17 protein-coding genes are annotated in these 17,108 nt (G+C 56.5%); 12 read left to right on the forward strand and 5 right to left on the reverse strand.

Annotated features, from left to right (window positions below; translation table 11 throughout):
* The first annotated feature begins 466 nt into the window (after positions 1-466).
* Positions 467-715, forward strand: a complete 249-nt coding sequence (locus FHW76_RS07700) for a DUF1158 domain-containing protein (RefSeq protein ID WP_008805539.1) — start codon at positions 467-469, stop codon at positions 713-715.
* A 16-nt stretch (positions 716-731) separates the two neighbouring features.
* Here the strand turns inward: FHW76_RS07700 and FHW76_RS07705 are convergent, their stop codons facing one another.
* Positions 732-1,073, reverse strand: coding sequence for a RamA family antibiotic efflux transcriptional regulator (locus FHW76_RS07705; protein WP_002893035.1), 342 nt, complete (start codon positions 1,071-1,073; stop codon positions 732-734).
* A gap of 30 nt (positions 1,074-1,103) precedes the next feature.
* Positions 1,104-2,219, reverse strand: a complete 1,116-nt coding sequence (locus FHW76_RS07710) for an MBL fold metallo-hydrolase (protein WP_162493283.1) — start codon at positions 2,217-2,219, stop codon at positions 1,104-1,106.
* Between the two features lie 179 nt (positions 2,220-2,398).
* Between FHW76_RS07710 and FHW76_RS07715 the strand changes: the two genes are divergently transcribed.
* The 9 genes from FHW76_RS07715 (at position 2,399) to FHW76_RS07755 (ending at position 9,012) form a co-directional block, all read left to right on the forward strand.
* A complete protein-coding gene (locus FHW76_RS07715) occupies positions 2,399-2,980 on the forward strand; it encodes a TetR/AcrR family transcriptional regulator (protein ID WP_012968754.1) in 582 nt (193 codons plus the stop codon).
* A complete protein-coding gene (locus FHW76_RS07720; protein WP_008805536.1) occupies positions 2,980-3,348 on the forward strand; it encodes an MmcQ/YjbR family DNA-binding protein in 369 nt (122 codons plus the stop codon). Before FHW76_RS07715 ends, FHW76_RS07720 begins: the two co-directional genes overlap by 1 nt.
* Positions 3,349-3,467: 119 nt before the next feature.
* Entirely contained in the window at positions 3,468-4,121 is a 654-nt protein-coding gene (gene nfsB, locus FHW76_RS07725; protein WP_012968755.1) for an oxygen-insensitive NAD(P)H nitroreductase, read from the forward strand.
* Between the two features lie 248 nt (positions 4,122-4,369).
* On the forward strand, positions 4,370-4,804 hold the full coding sequence (locus FHW76_RS07730; protein ID WP_002893017.1) for a PTS sugar transporter subunit IIA: 435 nt from the start codon (positions 4,370-4,372) through the stop codon (positions 4,802-4,804).
* Positions 4,797-5,267, forward strand: coding sequence for a PTS sugar transporter subunit IIB (locus tag FHW76_RS07735; protein WP_008805534.1), 471 nt, complete (start codon positions 4,797-4,799; stop codon positions 5,265-5,267). The genes FHW76_RS07730 and FHW76_RS07735 overlap by 8 nt, the downstream gene beginning before the upstream one ends.
* A gap of 14 nt (positions 5,268-5,281) precedes the next feature.
* Positions 5,282-6,025: a PTS mannose/fructose/sorbose/N-acetylgalactosamine transporter subunit IIC gene (locus FHW76_RS07740; RefSeq protein ID WP_004183295.1), complete on the forward strand. Its 744-nt coding sequence runs from the start codon at positions 5,282-5,284 to the stop codon at positions 6,023-6,025.
* 2 nt (positions 6,026-6,027) lie between these two features.
* Positions 6,028-6,882: a PTS system mannose/fructose/sorbose family transporter subunit IID gene (locus FHW76_RS07745; protein WP_004176976.1), complete on the forward strand. Its 855-nt coding sequence runs from the start codon at positions 6,028-6,030 to the stop codon at positions 6,880-6,882.
* A 17-nt stretch (positions 6,883-6,899) separates the two neighbouring features.
* Positions 6,900-7,961, forward strand: coding sequence for an SIS domain-containing protein (locus tag FHW76_RS07750; protein ID WP_004176977.1), 1,062 nt, complete (start codon positions 6,900-6,902; stop codon positions 7,959-7,961).
* A gap of 64 nt (positions 7,962-8,025) precedes the next feature.
* Positions 8,026-9,012: an SIS domain-containing protein gene (locus FHW76_RS07755; RefSeq protein ID WP_060619380.1), complete on the forward strand. Its 987-nt coding sequence runs from the start codon at positions 8,026-8,028 to the stop codon at positions 9,010-9,012.
* A gap of 52 nt (positions 9,013-9,064) precedes the next feature.
* Here the strand turns inward: FHW76_RS07755 and FHW76_RS07760 are convergent, their stop codons facing one another.
* The 3 genes from FHW76_RS07760 to FHW76_RS07770 form a co-directional block, all read right to left on the reverse strand.
* Complete coding sequence (locus FHW76_RS07760; protein WP_008805532.1) at positions 9,065-11,794, reverse strand: sigma 54-interacting transcriptional regulator; 2,730 nt, start codon at positions 11,792-11,794, stop codon at positions 9,065-9,067.
* A gap of 96 nt (positions 11,795-11,890) precedes the next feature.
* Complete coding sequence (locus tag FHW76_RS07765; RefSeq protein ID WP_183476520.1) at positions 11,891-12,925, reverse strand: DUF2157 domain-containing protein; 1,035 nt, start codon at positions 12,923-12,925, stop codon at positions 11,891-11,893.
* Positions 12,926-13,389: 464 nt separating this feature from the next.
* Complete coding sequence (locus FHW76_RS07770; RefSeq protein ID WP_008805530.1) at positions 13,390-14,256, reverse strand: helix-turn-helix transcriptional regulator; 867 nt, start codon at positions 14,254-14,256, stop codon at positions 13,390-13,392.
* A 108-nt stretch (positions 14,257-14,364) separates the two neighbouring features.
* Between FHW76_RS07770 and FHW76_RS07775 the strand changes: the two genes are divergently transcribed.
* Together FHW76_RS07775 and FHW76_RS07780 are read left to right on the forward strand one after the other, a co-directional pair.
* Positions 14,365-15,792 carry an MFS transporter gene (locus tag FHW76_RS07775; protein ID WP_046882469.1) on the forward strand — a complete coding sequence of 476 codons (1,428 nt, stop codon included), beginning with the start codon at positions 14,365-14,367 and terminating at the stop codon, positions 15,790-15,792.
* A gap of 70 nt (positions 15,793-15,862) precedes the next feature.
* Complete coding sequence (locus FHW76_RS07780; protein WP_004202471.1) at positions 15,863-17,107, forward strand: mechanosensitive ion channel family protein; 1,245 nt, start codon at positions 15,863-15,865, stop codon at positions 17,105-17,107.
* The last annotated feature ends 1 nt before the right edge of the window (position 17,108 follow it).

A 17,108-nucleotide genomic window follows, 5' to 3' on the forward strand; every position in this document is an offset into this window, starting at 1 on the left:
GCCTGAAATCATTCCTGGCCAATGAAGTAAAACGTGGCTAAAAAGCCGGTAAAAATGTGATCCAATATCCGCCTAAATTTTTCGCAAAATACAAAATGTGTGATAAGTTAATTCACAAGATAAATATTACAGAATATTAATAAACCAAAACTAAACGAGGTTAAATATGTTTGGAATCTACCGCGGACGCCGTCTGGTGCTGTACATCCTGCTGGCCATCATTGTTGCCACGCTGGTGGGATATAGCACTTATAGTTTTGTAAAAGCGCTGGCATAATAATGACGTTAATTTACACCCAGCTGCAATTAACTTAATTACAAATTATTTCAGATTAATTAACATGAGAGCGAAAGGCAGGCAATAATATTTAAAATAGCCGTATTATAGAGAGTAAAAAAACAAAGCATATTGCGTTAAGCATTATTTTACCGGACAATATGTTTTTTAACTGATGATTAACATGACATGAAACATCCGCTGGAAACGCTGCTCTCCGCCGCCGGGATCTTACTGCTGGCCCTGCTCTCCTGTCTGCTGTTGCCCGCGCCTTCGCTGGGCCTGACGCTGGCGCAAAAGCTGGTTGAGACATTCCATATGATGGATCTCAACCAGCTCTATACGGTGTTGTTTTGTCTGTGGTTCTTAGCGCTGGGCACCCTTGAATTTCTGGTGCTGCGCTGGGTGTGGCGTCGCTGGTTTTCCCTCGAACGGTAAACCAGGAGAGCGCGCCTCAGTGGGCGCGGCTGTGGTTTTCTTTGCGGTAGGCGCCCGGCGGCTGGTTGAAGGTCCGGGTGAAGACGCGGGTAAAGGTCTGTTGCGAATCGAAGCCATACTTCAGGCAGATATCGTAGACCCGCTGATCGGTGTCGCGCAGATCGCGGGCGGCCAGCAGCAGCTTCCTTTCACGAATATAGCGCCCAAGGCTCTCTCCCTTGTACTGTAAAAACAGCCGTTGCAGATGCCATTTCGAATACCCGGCATGGCGAGCGATATCATCAATACGCAGCGGTTGATGCAGGTTGTCATCAATCCACTCGACGATAGTGTCAATCACCTGAGCGGAAATCGTCATATGCTCTCTCCTCTGAAACTGCACTGGCGCTTAGCGCCACCAGGCGTTAAATGATTGCGTCTTATCGGCGACCCACAGCGGCTCGCCCTGCATAGGCGTCAGCAGACGCCAGGCCCTTCCTTCGCTGGCAGCCGCCAGCCGTTGATACGGTTCATCCCAGCTGTGTTTCGCCAGAACAAACCGTCCTGCATGCCCAGGCAGCACCGCGCGGGCGCGCAGGTCGTCGGCAGCCTGAGCCGTTTCATCCGGCATCATGTGAATATATTTCCAGTCCTGGTCATACTGCCCGTTCTCCATAATCGCCAGATCAACCGGACCAAATTCATCACCAATCGCTTTGAAGTGCGGCCCATAGCCGCTGTCGCCGCTGTAATAAATTTTTTGCTGCGGGGTGACGAACAGAAAACTGGCCCACAGCGTCTGGTTACGCTTCAGTCCACGGCCGGAAAAGTGCCGCGCCGGCAGAACGTGAACGGTGAATTCATCGCTGACCGGGATCGCCTGCTGCCAGTCCGCTTCGGTAATCAGCGCCCCGTCCATCCCCCAGTAGCGCAGATGCGACCCGACGCCCAGCGGCGTAATGACCCGCTTAATTTTCGGCAGCAAGGCGCGGATGGTGGCGTAATCCAGATGGTCGTAGTGATCGTGGGAGATGATCAGCAGATCGATGTCTGGCATCCCTTCCGCCCGCCACGGATAGTCGCCGGGAAAGGCTTTATTGATAAAGGAGAACGGCGCCGCGTAATCGCTGAACACCGGATCGATCAGGATACGTTTTCCTGCCAGCTGCAGGTACCAGGAGGAGTGGCCGAGCCAGACCATCACATCCTGCCCCAGGGGCAGCGTCGCCAGGTCGGTCTTCACCAGCGGCAGCGGCTGAGCGGGACGGGCGTTTTCCCGTTTGGTCATCAGGAAATCCCACCACGCCGCCAGCATATTTTTCTGCCCGGTGAACCCTGGCGTGGGCAATTGGTTATGGAACTGGCCGTCCCGGTAGTGGGGAGACGCTTCCACCTGGCTAAGCTGTGCCCCCTGCGGCGCCTTACCAAAACCGGCATTGAGGACAAACGGCAATGTCGTTGCTGCTGCGAGTAACATGATGGCGACCACGCTAAAAGTGACACGGTTCATATCCTGACCAGACAAAAGCCCCCATCCCGGAGGCTTTGTGATATAACTTGATTATGAGTGAGTACGCACTCATTATTAGGAAAGTGATGAAAGTCGTCAAGACGATTTTCAATTTTTGCGTTCCGCCGTTGCAGCGACCTGGTCAGACGTGCAAAGATCGGCGGTTTGTTTAAACCTGCGTGAGGAAAAAAGTAGTGGCTCGTCCAAAGAGTGAAGATAAAAAGCAAGCGTTACTGGAAGCTGCCACCGCGGCTTTCGCCCAGTCCGGCATCGCCGCCTCGACGTCGGCCATCGCCCGCAGCGCTGGGGTGGCCGAGGGGACGCTGTTTCGCTATTTCGCCACCAAGGATGAGTTGCTCAACGAGCTGTACCTCGCGATTAAGCTGCGCCTGGTGCGCACAATGATCGCCGGGCTGGATCCGCACGAGAAGCGCCCGAAAGAGAACGCGCGCAATATCTGGAACAGCTATATCGACTGGGGGGTGCGCAACCCGATGGAGCACAAGGCGATCCGCCGGATGGCGCTCAGCGAGCGCATCACCGACGAAACCCGTCGCCAGGTAAAAGAGAGCTTCCCGGAGCTCAACGAAATGTGCCAACTGTCGGTGAAAGAGATATTCCTCAGCGAGGCGTACCGCGCCTTTGGCGACGCCCTGTTTCTGTCGCTGGCGGAGACCACCATCGAATTCGCCAGCCACGATCCGCAGCGCGCCCGGGAGATTATCGCCCTCGGCTTTGAAGCCATGTGGAACGCCCTGCATGAGGCGGACGCCTAATGACCCCCGAGATGCTGCATCCCTGCGCTCATCGTATCGCCCTGACCTACCCGTTTACCGAGCACTGCTGGCCTTTTGGGCCAGAGTACGACGTGTTTAAGGTCGATGGCCGTATCTTTATGATCACCATGACCATTCGCGGCCGGGCGCTGGTCAACCTGAAGGCTGAGCCGCAGAAGTCGCTGCTCAATCAGGAAATTTATCGCAGTATCGAACCGGGCTACCATATGAACAAGAAACACTGGATCACGGTGGTGCCGGGAGAGGATATCAGCGAGGATCTGCTGGCCGAGCTGATTGACGATTCGTGGCATCAGGTGGTGAACAAGCTGAGTAAAAAGGCCCAGCAGCGCCTGCGTCCGCGCTGATTTTCAGCCAAATGCGATAAGTGTTATCGCATTTTTCACCCTTATCATTTGGCGATCTTCGCTGTACTCTTCCTCTCCTTAACGCACCGGTAAGGTGCTGTAAACTGTGAGGAAGAGTTATGGATATCGTATCGGTCGCTTTAAAGCGCTATTCCACCAAGGCCTTTGACGCCACGAAAAAGCTGACTGCCAGCGAAGCCGAACAGCTGAAAACGCTGCTGCAGTACAGCCCGTCTAGCACCAACTCCCAGCCGTGGCACTTTATCGTCGCCAGCACCGATGAAGGGAAAGCTCGCGTAGCCAAAGCCGCCAGCGGCACCTACGTGTTCAACGAACGCAAAATTCTCGACGCCTCGCACGTGGTGGTGTTCTGCGCGAAAACCGCGATGGACGACGCCTGGCTGCAGCGCGTGGTGGATCAGGAAGAGGCCGATGGCCGTTTCGCCACCCCGGACGCAAAAGCCGCTAACCACAAGGGTCGTACCTTCTTTGCCGATATGCACCGCAAAGAGCTGAAAGATGACGATCAGTGGATGGCGAAGCAGGTGTATCTCAACGTCGGCAATTTCCTGCTGGGCGTGGCGGCGATGGGCCTCGACGCCGTGCCGATCGAAGGGATTGATTTTGCGATCCTCGATGAGGAATTTGACCTGAAAGCCCAGGGCTACACCAGCCTGGTGGTGGTCCCGGTTGGCCACCATAGCGTGGAAGATTTCAACGCCACCCTGCCGAAGTCGCGTCTGCCGCAGTCGACGACCATTACCGAGATTTAATTCCCTTCTGCCGGGAACGCCCGGGCCATAGCGCAGCAGCGTCTCGCCCGGGACTTTCTTCCCCCCACTCTTTCCCCTCTTATTCTGCCGTTTGTGCCAGGTTTCTGGCGCTAATGAGCCCGCTTGTGCCAGGAATAACGACTTTAGTGTGAACCAGCCGATTTAATTAATTGATAAATAATACTTTTTATTTCTGGCACGCCCTTTGCTCTTAACAGATACCGCTATCTGGATGAAGGAGAAACCGGGTGAAACATATCTATGTGGCCAGCCACGGCCATTTTGCTCGCGGACTGGTGAACAGTTTGTCGCTGCTGATTGGCGACGAACACGGCGTTATCCCGGTCTGCGCCTATGACGAAGATATCGTGACCACCGAACAGCTGGAGCAAACCCTGGAGCATCTCATCGTCCAGGCGAATGGTGATGAAGTGGTGATCTTCACCGACCTGCTTGGCGGCAGTATCAACAATAGCGCCGTGAGCGTCTTGATGCGACATCGCAACGTTTTCGTGGTCGCCGGCATCAATCTGACTCTGCTGCTGGAGTTTCTGCTGTGCGAAGAAGCCACTACCGAGGCCGCGATTATCTACGCCACCAGCGCGGCGCGTGAATCCATTGTTTTCATCAATCCTCTAATAACACAACCATCCTCTGACCCACAGGGAGAATCTCATGATTAAACTCGTGCGCATTGATTATCGGCTGCTGCACGGCCAGGTGGTTTTTGCCTGGACCCGAGCGCTGGATATCGACCATATCATCGTCGCCAACGCCAAAGCCGCGGCGGATGCCTTCATTACGATGTCGCTTAACCTGGCAAAGCCAGCGGGCGTCACGCTGGACATCGCCACCGTTGAACAGGCGGCGGAAAAGCTTAACAGCGGCAAGTTGGATCATAAAAAAGTCATGGTGGTCCTTGGCAATACTGCGGAAACCCTCGCGCTAGTGGAAAAAATCCCGGGAATTAGCGCAATTAATTACGGTGGTCTGCCACAGAAGGAAGGGGCAAGACAATTCGGCAAGGCCATCTATCTGACCGACGAGGAAATCGCCCATAGCAGAGCGCTAAAAGAAAAAGGCATTCGGCTGGAGATGCGTCAGGTACCCGCCCACTCGGCTGAACTCCTTAACGACCAACTTTAACTTCGGAGGTCACTATGTTGCTCACCGCAACGTTACTCGGCCTGATCGCCGCCCTGGGGATACTTGATGGCCGCCTGCTTGGGGTATCAATGATCGATCGACCGCTGGTGATGTGCGCCCTCACCGGTCTGGTTTGCGGTAATTTGCATGAGGGGATTCTGATTGGCGCTACGCTGGAGCTTATTTTCCTCGGCAACGTCGCCATCGGCGCCGCGCACCCGCCAGATATCGTGACCGGCTCCGTATTGGCCACCGCGTTTTCGATCATGTCCGGCCGCGGTCCGGAGGCTGCGCTCACCATCGCCATCCCTGTCTCAATGCTGGCGCAGACGCTAGGCATCCTGGTGCGCGTGGTGAACGCCCGCTTTGGTCATCTGGCGGATCGCTATGCGGCACAGGGTAATACCCGAATGGTCGGCCTGATGCACCTCGCCGGTCCGACGCTACTCTATTTTTTAAACGGATTTCTACCGGTATTTTTTGCCATTCTGCTTGGTTCTTCGGCGGTAAGCTGGTTCCTGGAGGCCATTCCACCGGTGATAACCAACGGATTGATCGTCGCCAGTAAGATCCTGCCAGCGCTCGGCTTCGCCCTGCTGATCAGCATGATGCTCAGCAGCAAACTAATGCCGTACCTCGGTCTGGGATTTCTGATAGCGGCATATACCAAACTGGATATCATCGCCATTGCGCTGTTCGCTGTGGTGTTGGCATTTATCATCAGCCAGTTCCTTAATCTTAAGCAGCAGGAGAGCTAATCATGAGCGAAATGACGCAAACTGTGACTGGCGCTACCCAGCCGCAAAGCGATGACGCAAGCCGCATCACCGCCCGCGATTTACGCAGCGTGTTCTGGCGCTCCTTTACGCTACAGGGCTCGTGGAACTACGAGCGCCAGCAGCATATGGGCTACGCCTTTGCCATGTCGCCAGCCCTGAAGCGTATCTATCAGGACCCAACGGAGCTGGGGCGCGCCCTGCAGCGTCATCTGGTGCTGTTTAACACCACGCCCCATCTCTCGACCTTTATCTTCGGCCTGTCGATTGCCATGGAAGAAGAGAACCAGCGTAACCCCGAATTTAATGAGGAGTCGATAAACGCGATTAAAACCAGCCTGATGGGACCGCTGGCGGGCATCGGCGACTCCATTTTCTGGGGATCATTAAAGGTTATCGCCGCCGGGATGGGTATCTATTTCGCCCAGCAGGGCAGCCTGCTGGGACCGATACTGGCGCTGTTAGTTTATAACCTGCCGCATCTTTTGTGCCGCTGGTATGGCCTGAAGCTCGGCTACCGGGCGGGTACGACCTGGCTGATGAGAATTTACCAAAGCGGCCTTATGGACCGGGTGACCTATATCGCATCAATTGTTGGCCTCATGGTCGTCGGCGCGATGACCGCCAGCATGATAGATATCACCACCCCGCTCAGCTTTACCGCCGGGCAGACCACCATGAAGGCGCAGGAGTTTATTGACAAAATTCTTCCTTCGCTGCTGCCGCTGCTTTTCACCCTCGGGATGTACAAGTTGATCCGTAAGGGAGTCAATATTAACTGGATCCTGCTAGGAACCGTCGCGTTTGGCATGGCGGCCAGCGCGCTAGGCCTGCTTTAAGAAGAGGAATATCACCCATGCACGTAGAAGACTATATGAATGAAACACCCGCCCGTCTGCTCGCTATGCTGACGCAGACGCGGGAAGATCTCTGGCAGGCGGCGAAAGCGCTAACGGAGCGCGGCATCACGCGTATTATCCTGACCGGCTCCGGTACCTCTTATCACGGCGCGCTGACCGCCCGCTCGTTTATGCAGCAGTGGTGCGGGCTACCCGTTGATGTCTACTGGCCTTTTCTGCTGGATGATTCGGCGCTGACCCTCAGCGACAAAGCGCTGGTCATCGGCATTTCTCAGGGAGGCGGCAGCCTCTCTACCCTCGCCGCAATGGAACGCGCCCGGGCAGCCGGGCATCTCACCGCTTCCATGGCCGGGGAAGCGCCAGCCGTTATCGACCGGGCGGCAGATTTGGTCTTAACAGTACCCTGTGGAGAAGAGCGGGCTGGCGCTAAAACCAAAGGGTATCACTGCACCATACTTAATCTGATGCTGCTGGCGCTTGCTGTCGCCAGTCGCCAGCGGCGCCTGAGCGATGAGGAGCGCAAAGCGCTACTCATCCGCATGGATACCACGTTTAATCATTTGCCGACGCTCATTGAGGCCTCGCAGGCGTGGGTTCTCAATCATGCCCGACCGCTTATCGACAGCGCGGACATTCGCCTGACCGGTCCGGCAAGGCTGTTTGGCACCGTTCAGGAAGGTGCGCTAAAGATGCTTGAAACGCTACGCTGTCCGGTTGCCGGTTATGAATTTGAGGAGTTCATCCACGGGATCTATAACGCCTTCGACGAGCGCTCTACCCTGATCATGCTCGATCCGTTTCCCGATGAGCGTCAGGATCGCCTGGCGGAAATACTTGGCGGCTGGACTCAGCATATTTATCGCATTGGTCCACAAGTCGAAAATAACGGCAAAAATATGCCCTTCGCATTTATTAACGATCCCGACTTTGCGGTCTTTGAATATATCATTCCGTTACAAATGGTTTGTGCCCGACTGCCACCAGTGAAGGGCATCGATCCCGCGATACCGAAGGATCCGCAGTTCCACCAGAAAATGAAAAGTAAACAACCCAATTAATTGACGCATAGTAAAAGTTATCCGCTATTCAGCGGAGGACCCGTTACATCTCAAGGAGACCAATATGTCTATAGCTCATAAAAACGCACATACTATTATTCGCGATATTTTATCTAAGCAGCACATTGAGCGCGTATGGTTTGTTGGCTGCGGTGGTTCATTAACCGGTTTCTGGCCGGGGAAATATTTTCTCGATTGTGAAGCTAAAAAGCTGGCCGTCGGCTATGTTACCAGTAATGAATTTGTCCACGCGACGCCGAACGCGTTAGGTAAAAACAGCGTAGTGATCCTCGCCTCGCAGCAGGGCAACACCGCTGAAACGGTGGAAGCCGCCCGCATCGCGCGTCAGAAAGGCGCCGCCACTATTGGACTGGTATATACCCCCGGCACGCCGCTGTGCGAACACAGCGATTACACTATTGAATACTGCTGGGCGCGCTATCCCGAAACCGTCGATCCGACGCAGCAAAAAGCGGCATACAGCCTGTGGCTGGCGCTGGAAGTGCTTGCGCAAACTGAGGGATACGCCCATTACGATCAGATGGTCAGCGCCTTTGCCAGTTTTGAATCCGTGGTACGCGGCGCTCAGCAGCAGGTTCAGGCGGATGCGCGCCATTTTGCCGAAGCCTGGAAGAGCGAAAAGGTCATCTACATGATGGGCAGCGGCCCCTCATTCGGCGCCGCGCATCAGGAATCCATCTGTATTCTGCTGGAGATGCAGTGGATTAACTCCGCGAGCATCCATAGCGGCGAGTATTTCCACGGTCCCTTTGAGATTACCGAAGCGGGAACGCCGTTTATTTTATTAAAAAGCAGCGGCCGCACACGCCCGCTGGATGACCGCGCGATCCGCTTTATCGAACATTACCAGGGAAAACTGCAGATTATTGACGTGGAAAAGGTGGGAATCGACACACTGCACACCAGCGTGCGCGAATATTTCTGCGGCCTGCTGCACAACTGCGTACTGGATGTTTACAACCTGGCGCTGGCCACCGCCCGCAACCACCCGCTGACCACCCGCCGCTATATGTGGAAAGTCGAATATTGATTCGCTAGCCGCCTGCCAGCCCCGGCGTAATTCTCCGGGGCTGCGTTGAGAATTACCAGCTAAAATCTTCAATACGTAATTCAAAAATATCGTGAATATAGCCAATTTCCGCTACCGGTAGCGCCACGTTATAGAGTATTTTCAGGCGCTGGAACGAGTGATTCACCATGGCAATAAATTCGCCATGCTGGCGGGTAAATTGCTCAAGATCTTTATAATGGCTAATTTCATTACGCATTACCAGACGCTCAATCATACAGCTGAGATGCACATATAAACTGATAATTAAGTTATTATTAAAATGAAAACCAAGCGTATTTTGCCACTCAGCGATAATGGTTTCGATATGGCCCATGGTTTTTCCGGCATTCAGTATCGTCAGAGAGTTGACAACGTTATGCAGCGAAAACTCACGAACCATATTTTTATTAATCAGCGCAATTTGCTTTTCATTAAGATAGCCACTTAAGAGCTGACTCAGATGTCGATGCCCCTGCTCGCCAAGTAGTTCCTCAATGCCAACCCAGGGCACTCCGGCCAGCTGCGGGTCGTGGGTACCCACGACCGCAATAACTTCATACTGGTGGAGTAACGATACCGCCGTACGACTGTTTTTTAAGCGCGTATACTCGCAGGCGATGATGTTAATATCAAAATCGTTGAGCAGGCTCTTCTCCATCAGATTTTTAAATTTAAATGCGGTACCGATACCTGTAATACAGGTCACCAGCAGCGCACGCTCTTTTTTTTCTGCGGGCCAGAACACATCCCAACGCGACTGATTAAGCGGCACGATCTCTTCGGCGATTTGTTCGATGTTTTTTCCCAGCGCGATCTCGCTGGCAACGTTCAGCGCCATGCGGGTCGTTACGTTATCCACCACCACCAGCGGGCCGTGAATCACCGACAAAAGCGCATCGGCAATCTCCTTGGTGTAGCCCATATCAATAAGCACCATCACACCCGCACGCGTGTCCGTATGCTGGAGATAATCAACCACGGCGCGACTGACATCGTTAAACGCCACCTCCATCGGCATATCCATGGCCTGGTAGATCTTCTCGCCAATCAGGCGGTTGGCAACGCCGGCAATGCTGCTGGCGGTCGAATAACCGTGGGCGATTATCAGCGCTTTCACTTTTCCGCCGCTGGTCGCATCAATCGCATTGCTGACGATAGCGGCAACCGCCAGGCGGTCAAGCGTATCGATGAGCAGATCGTATTTATTATTGACGACATCCAGTAGTTTCTCCGCGATACGCTGCGCCAGCCCCGCCGAGGAGTCCAGCCAGCGCTGCATCACCAGACGCACGGGCTCAGCAACGCTACGCGGCGCCAGAGGGAGGCTGGTGAGGTAGCGGCCGGTAAGATAAGCGAATTCGACATTTAGCTGAAGGTCATAATTGACAGCGATTGCTTTGCCCACATCTTCAATAAAGCGCAGCCGTTTGTCCTGCAGAGAGACCGTACTCTCCTGATTCATCAGCGCATCAAGATAGAGCGTCACGTTCTGATAAATAAGCTTTTCAAAGGTCCGCACGCTAATATTATCCTGAGCCAACTCCTCGCACAGGCTACAAATATTTTCCGTTAGCCGTTGGTATTCATGGTGACGACCAGAAAAAAGAGGCTGCGCGTCGCCATCGCGGTAAATCATAACCCGCTCGCTATTTTGCTGAAGGGAAAAAGGCGCATCCGCCAGTAATCGGTCGGGCAGCAAACCCGCTTTTATGTGTAAAAGACCGCTATCACGTTCGCCAAATGTCCAGGCGCTGGCGCAAATATTGCGAATCAAATTTTCCAGCCCACCGACATTTCCTTCAAGCGTTTCACGCATGAGCTGGCTGACGATTTCGCCATCCAACGCCAGATCGTGGTTCAAACGCTGGGCTTCACGGCGGAAAAAGTGGTGGATAAACGCCAGCCGCTCGAATTGGCCGCGTTCAGCGATCGGCAGAATTTTTACAATTACCGGAATACGGCGAATAAAGGTCGCCAGGAAATGTTTTTCCAGATCCTCGGTTGAAGCAAAAATTAGCCGCACCGTGGCGCTGCGCTCATCGGTGCTCTCCCCCAGCCGGCGCCAGCTACCGTTATCCATAAAATGAAACAGCTTTTCCTGACCTTCGGGCGGCAGCCGATGAACCTCATCGATAAACAACACCCCACCGTTGCTGGTCTCGATAAGACCAGGAACGGCTTTATCGGCGCCGGTAAAGGCCCCCTTCGCATGACCAAATAACTTCGAGGTCAGTAGTTCTGGATTATTCGCGTACTCGGCGCAGTTAAATACGGTAAAAGGCGCATCGGCAGGTAAAATGCCTTCATCTATTGCGTAGTGCCAGAGCTGGCGAGCTAGAAAACTTTTCCCAGTGCCAGTAGGGCCCCGCAGCAGCAGCGGCAGACCTGCGCCAGGGTAGCTGATGGCAGCCTTGCACTGGCGCAATGCTTCCTGCAGGCTGCCCTGCGCGCCAATCAGCTGCGCCAGACTATCCTGACGCTCCGCGCACAGCGCCTGAATGGAGGCGTATTCGCCGTGCCGAACCGCCAGGCGGTGATGATCGCGCAGAACGGTAACGGGTAAAAACAGCACCGGGCGACCATTCACTTTGACCACCCGCTGCTCGCGATGGAGATTATTCAGATGATGGCTGATGATGCTGCGTTTTTGCTTCAAGCTATCGGCAATGGCCATAGCGTTAAACTCGCCCAGCGCTTCCGCCGTCAGCGCTCGCCCGGCGATCCGTTGTTCTAGCTGGCGAAAAATCGACTCCTTGTTCATCTCGCTCCCCTGTCAAAAGCGTAAAATTCGCTTATACGACAATTCGCGCAGGACGTCGCTGCCGTCAGCCACACTTCTTTAAAAGCGCTTAATTTTTCATGGCTTAACGTTCCCCGCGTGCCAGATGCGCTCGGCATAGCGGCCAATCACCGCCAGCGAGACGGCAAGGATCAGGAAAAACAGCACTTTGTGCACCCCGTTCCAGAAAAACTCAAAGAAACGGGTATAGAGATTGATCGCCAGGAAGGTTAGTCCGAAGCCGCGCAGCATTCCGTCATCGGTTTTCAGGCTGATAAAAATGCAGACGCCGGCCGCTACGGCAAACAGCAGCCCCCACGGCAGGAGTCGCGCCTGGCTCACCTGGTACCAGCTGTCTGCGTCGTAATTGCCGAAAATCGACAGGATCCACAGCGCAATAAACAGGTACGTGAGGCCCATCGCCTTGCTGACGGTAAACAGCTGCCGCTGGCGAAGCAGGGATTGCGCGCCGTAGCAGAGCGCCAGCAGCGCGCCGCCGAACAGGACGAAGCGAATCGGGTAGTTCATGCCCAGCCAGTAGGCGCCCCACCCCGAGACGTAGCCGGTTTCCGCGCCGAACCAGTTGCCCAGCGCCAGCAGAAAAAAGAGCCACACCAGCCCGGAGCGGGCAACATAGCCGATGGCGCCGTAAATCACGCATCCGGCCAGAAACAGCGGTGCGATATGGCCGCTGCCGTTATCCAGCCGTTCGCCAAGCTGCCATAGCGACACGGCGGTAAAGACGACGCCCAGAAACAAAATCGCCTCGGTGCTGTAGTGCCATTGCGTTTCCCGTCGCTGGCGGCGAAAGCCCCAGCCGTAGCAGACGACTGCCAGCAGCGCAGGCAGCAGGATCCGCGTCAGCGCCGAGTGGCTGAACAGGCTCAGCAGCCACGCCACCAGCTCGCTGTCGGCGAACAGGCTGCCCAGAGCAATCAGCACGCAGGCCAGCGCGGTCCAGAAGGCGTAGCGGCTCAGGCGCCGCCAGTCGAAGGGGGAGACGCGCAGCGTTTGCGCCAGCCGCTGGCTGTCCGCCGGGGTTAACTCCCCACTGGCCTGCCAGGCGTTCAGCGCGCGCTGAATAATGCGCTGCTCTTTTCGGGTTACGTTCATAGGCATTCCTTGAGACTGATGACAAACCTGTTTTCGCTAATGTGCTCGCCTTTCTGCCGGGTGGCGGCGTACGCCTTACCCGGCCTACAAACCCAAATCACCGCGGGTCCTGGGGCTGCTGATACTGCCGGTGCTGGCGGCCTCAACATCGCTGAGACGTTCCCGGCAGGCCGAGGCCTGCAGGGATAAGTCGAAGGCACCACGCAGTGGCGATTTTGCTGGCCGGAGCCCGGGGGTACAGGGGGCGGCGGCGACTGGCCGCCCCCTGTGCGCTCCCTGCGCCATGAGTGACATAACGCAGAAGGCGTATCGGGAGCGCAATGTGTGCTGAAGTCGTAGATCACATACAGGACTTCCCGACAGTGCTTTCCCTACCCCTCTCCCGGAGGGTAAGGGAACCGTCCAGCAGCGCCGGCCGGGAATACCCGAAGATGGCACATTGCCAGCCATCTGATTCCTTGTGATTAATGTTGGTCCAGCCACGCCAGCGCCTGCTCGCCCGCCTCGTCCATCGGCAGATAGACCAGCAGGCGCGAACCGTTGCGCGGCGCCGAATACCAGTACATCTGCTGCAGACTGAATCGCCCGAGCTGCGGGTGGTTAAAATGTTTAATCTGGTTTTCCACACCGCGCACCTCGTAACGCTGATGCCACAGCGCTTCAAACTCTGACGAGGCGGCGAAAAAGCGCGCCAGCTTGTTTTCCCACGCCGGATCGCCGCGGTGCTCGGCCATCGCGGCGCGGAAATAGGAGACGAAGGTCGGCAGCACATCGCGATTTTCGATCCGGCTGCGCCAGGTCTCATGGGTCAGATAGAGATAAATACAGTTGCGATCTTCTTCCGGGAGGGTGGCGAAATCGATGCCCATCAGGCGGCAGAAGCTGTCGTTCCAGGCCACAATATCAAAGTTCGGTTTCTGAATGCTGGCCGGCTGCGGCATCAGGCTGTCCAGCATGCGGCGGGTGCCGGGGCTGATGCCTTCGCACACTGTCACCTGGGTGGCTTCCGGCGGGGTCAGCCCGGCCAGTACGAACAGGTGCCGGGTCTCCAGCGGGCTGCACTGCAGGGCATTCGCGACCCCCACCAGCACCGCCTCCGACGGATTCACCTCCCGCCCCTGCTCCAGCCAGGTGTACCAGGTGACGCCGACGTCGGCGAGCATCGCCACCTCTTCCCGACGCAGGCCCGGCGTGCGCCGGCGGCCCACGCGGGGCAACCCCAGGCGCTGCGGATCGAGGCTTTCGCGGCGGGCGCGCAAAAATGCCCCCAGCTGTTTGCGTCGATCGTCCGGCACGGCGATCGTCAACTCCCGTTGCGGCATCGTGGTCATCACCCCTCCAGCATAGTAGTGCCAGTACCAGTATAGACAGGAACTGGTACCCGTTTAATTTATCGGTAATGCTACGTCGGTCTGCTGAATGACGCAATGGAGAATCCCATGAATACGTCTGCTGTTTCACCCGGCCGCGCCGGTCTGTTGCTGCTGCTGGGCGGCCAGATGCTGCCGCTTATTGATACTTCGATCACCAATGTGGCGCTGGACGCCATCACCCACACCCTGGCGGCCAGCGCCACGCAGCTGGAGCTTATCGTCGCGCTCTACGGCGTCGCCTTTGCCGTCTGCCTGGCGATGGGCAGTAAGCTTGGCGATAACTATGGCCGCCGGCGCCTGTTTATGTGGGGCGTCGCCCTCTTTGGCATCGCTTCCCTGCTGTGCGGGATGGCGAACAGCATCGGCGCCCTGCTGGCGGCCCGCACCCTGCAGGGCGCCGGGGCGGCGCTGATTGTGCCGCAGATCCTCGCCACTCTGCACGTGACCCTCAAAGGCCCCGCCCACGCCCGGGCTATCAGCCTGTATGGCGGCATCGGCGGGATCGCCTTTATTGTCGGACAGATGGGCGGCGGCTGGCTGGTATCGGCGGACATCGCCGGACTGGGCTGGCGCAACGCCTTTTTTATTAATGTGCCGATCTGCCTGCTGGTGTTGGCTCTGAGCCGCCGCTATGTGCCGGAAACCCGTCGCGAGACGCCGTCGCGTATTGACTGGCTGGGCACGCTGTACCTCGCGCTGATCCTCTGCTGCTTGCTGTTCCCGATGGCCCTCGGTCCGGAGCTGCACTGGCCGCTGTGGCTGCAGCTGATGCTGGTGGCGGTCCTGCCGCTCATGTTCGCCATGCGTCAGAGCGCCCTGCGCCAGCAGCAGCGCGGCGACCATCCCCTGCTGCCGCCGCGTCTGCTGCAGTTGACCAGCATCCGCTTCGGCATGGCCATCGCCCTGCTGTTTTTCAGCGCCTGGTCCGGCTTTATGTTCTGCATGGCGCTGACCATGCAGGAGGGGCTGGGGATGGCGCCGTGGCAGTCCGGCAATAGCTTTATCGCCCTCGGCGTGGCCTATTTTATTTCGGCGCTGTATGCCCCGCGGCTTATCGCCCGCCACAGCATGGGGCGGATCCTGTTGACTGGTCTGGCGGTGCAGATCGCCGGGCTACTGCTGCTGTGCGCCACCTTCTCCCGCTTCGGCATCGCCACCACCGCCCTGACGCTGGTCCCCGCCACGGCGCTGATCGGCTACGGCCAGGCGCTGATCGTCAACAGCTTTTACCGGATTGGCATGCGCGATATCAGCGCCAGCGACGCCGGGGCCGGGAGCGCCATCCTCAGCACCCTGCAGCAGGCGACCCTCGGTCTCGGACCGGCTATCCTTGGCTCGCTGTTCCTCGCGCTGGCCCGCCGCGGCGGCGGGAACTATCCGCAGGCGCTGATTGATTTTCTGCTGGTCGAGGTGGTCATGATGCTGTTGCTGGGGGCGATCGCGCTGTGGCTGCGCCATCATCTCAACCGACAGCCGGCGACGGTAGCGTCGTAATACCGGCGGCGGTGATTTGCATAATAGCTATCCAGCGGTCATCATACCCGCTGGATATTCAGGAGACGTTATGCAGGAATTAATATCGCAAATTGCCGCCTTAGGAATCGAAATAACCCCCACCCGCTCGCTGATGATTATCTTCGGCATTATCTTATTCACCGCCGTGGTCGTGCATCTGATATTGCACAAAGTGGTCCTGCGCGCTTTTGAAAAACGGGCGTTGGCCAGCAGCCATCTGTGGCTGCAAATCATCACGCAGAATAAACTCTTTCACCGACTGGCCTTTACCCTGCAGGGGATCATCGTCAACGTGCAGGCGGTGCTGTGGCTGCAAAAAGGCAGCGAGGCCGCGGAAATATTAACCACCGTGGCTCAGCTATGGGTGATGATATATGCCATGCTGTCCTTCTTCTCGCTGCTGGATGTGATCTTAAAGCTGGCGCAGAAATTTCCCGCCGCCTCACAGCTGCCGCTGAAGGGCATATTCCAGGGGATTAAGCTGGTGACGGCGATTATTATCGGCATCCTGATTATTTCCCTGCTGATAGGCCAGTCACCGGCGATCCTGATTAGCGGGCTCGGCGCGATGGCCGCGGTGCTGATGCTGGTGTTTAAAGATCCGATCCTCGGTCTGGTGGCCGGTATCCAGCTCTCTGCCAACGATATGCTCAAGCTTGGCGACTGGCTGGAGATGCCGAAGTACGGCGCCGACGGCGCGGTGATCGATATCGGCCTCACCACGGTGAAGGTACGCAACTGGGACAACACCATCACCACCATTCCGACCTGGTCGCTGGTCTCCGACTCGTTTAAAAACTGGAGCGGCATGTCGGCCTCCGGCGGCCGCCGCATCAAACGCAGCCTTAACATCGACACCACCAGCATTCATTTTCTTGATGAACAGGAGCAGCAGCGCCTGATCCGGGCGAAATTACTCAAACCCTATATGGATTCGCGCCACGAGGAGATTAGCGCCTGGAACCAGCAGTACGCCGGGGAACAGTCGGTTCTCAATGAGCGGCGAATGACCAATGTCGGCACCTTCCGCGCCTATCTGCAGGAGTATTTACGCCATCATCCACGCATCCGCCAGGATATGACCCTGATGGTGCGCCAGCTGGCGCCGGATGCCAACGGGTTGCCCATCGAGATCTACTGCTTCACCAACACCGTGGTGTGGGCGGAATATGAGGGGATCCAGGCGGATATTTTCGACCATGTCTTCGCCGTGGTGGAGGAGTTTGGCTTACGCATTCATCAAACGCCCACCGGCAACGACATTCGCGCGCTGGCGGGCGCCTTCTCCCGCTGAT

The sequence above is a fragment of the Klebsiella sp. RC2 genome, assembly GCF_014192815.1.
GTDB classification, from domain to species: Bacteria; Pseudomonadota; Gammaproteobacteria; order Enterobacterales; family Enterobacteriaceae; genus Klebsiella; species Klebsiella variicola.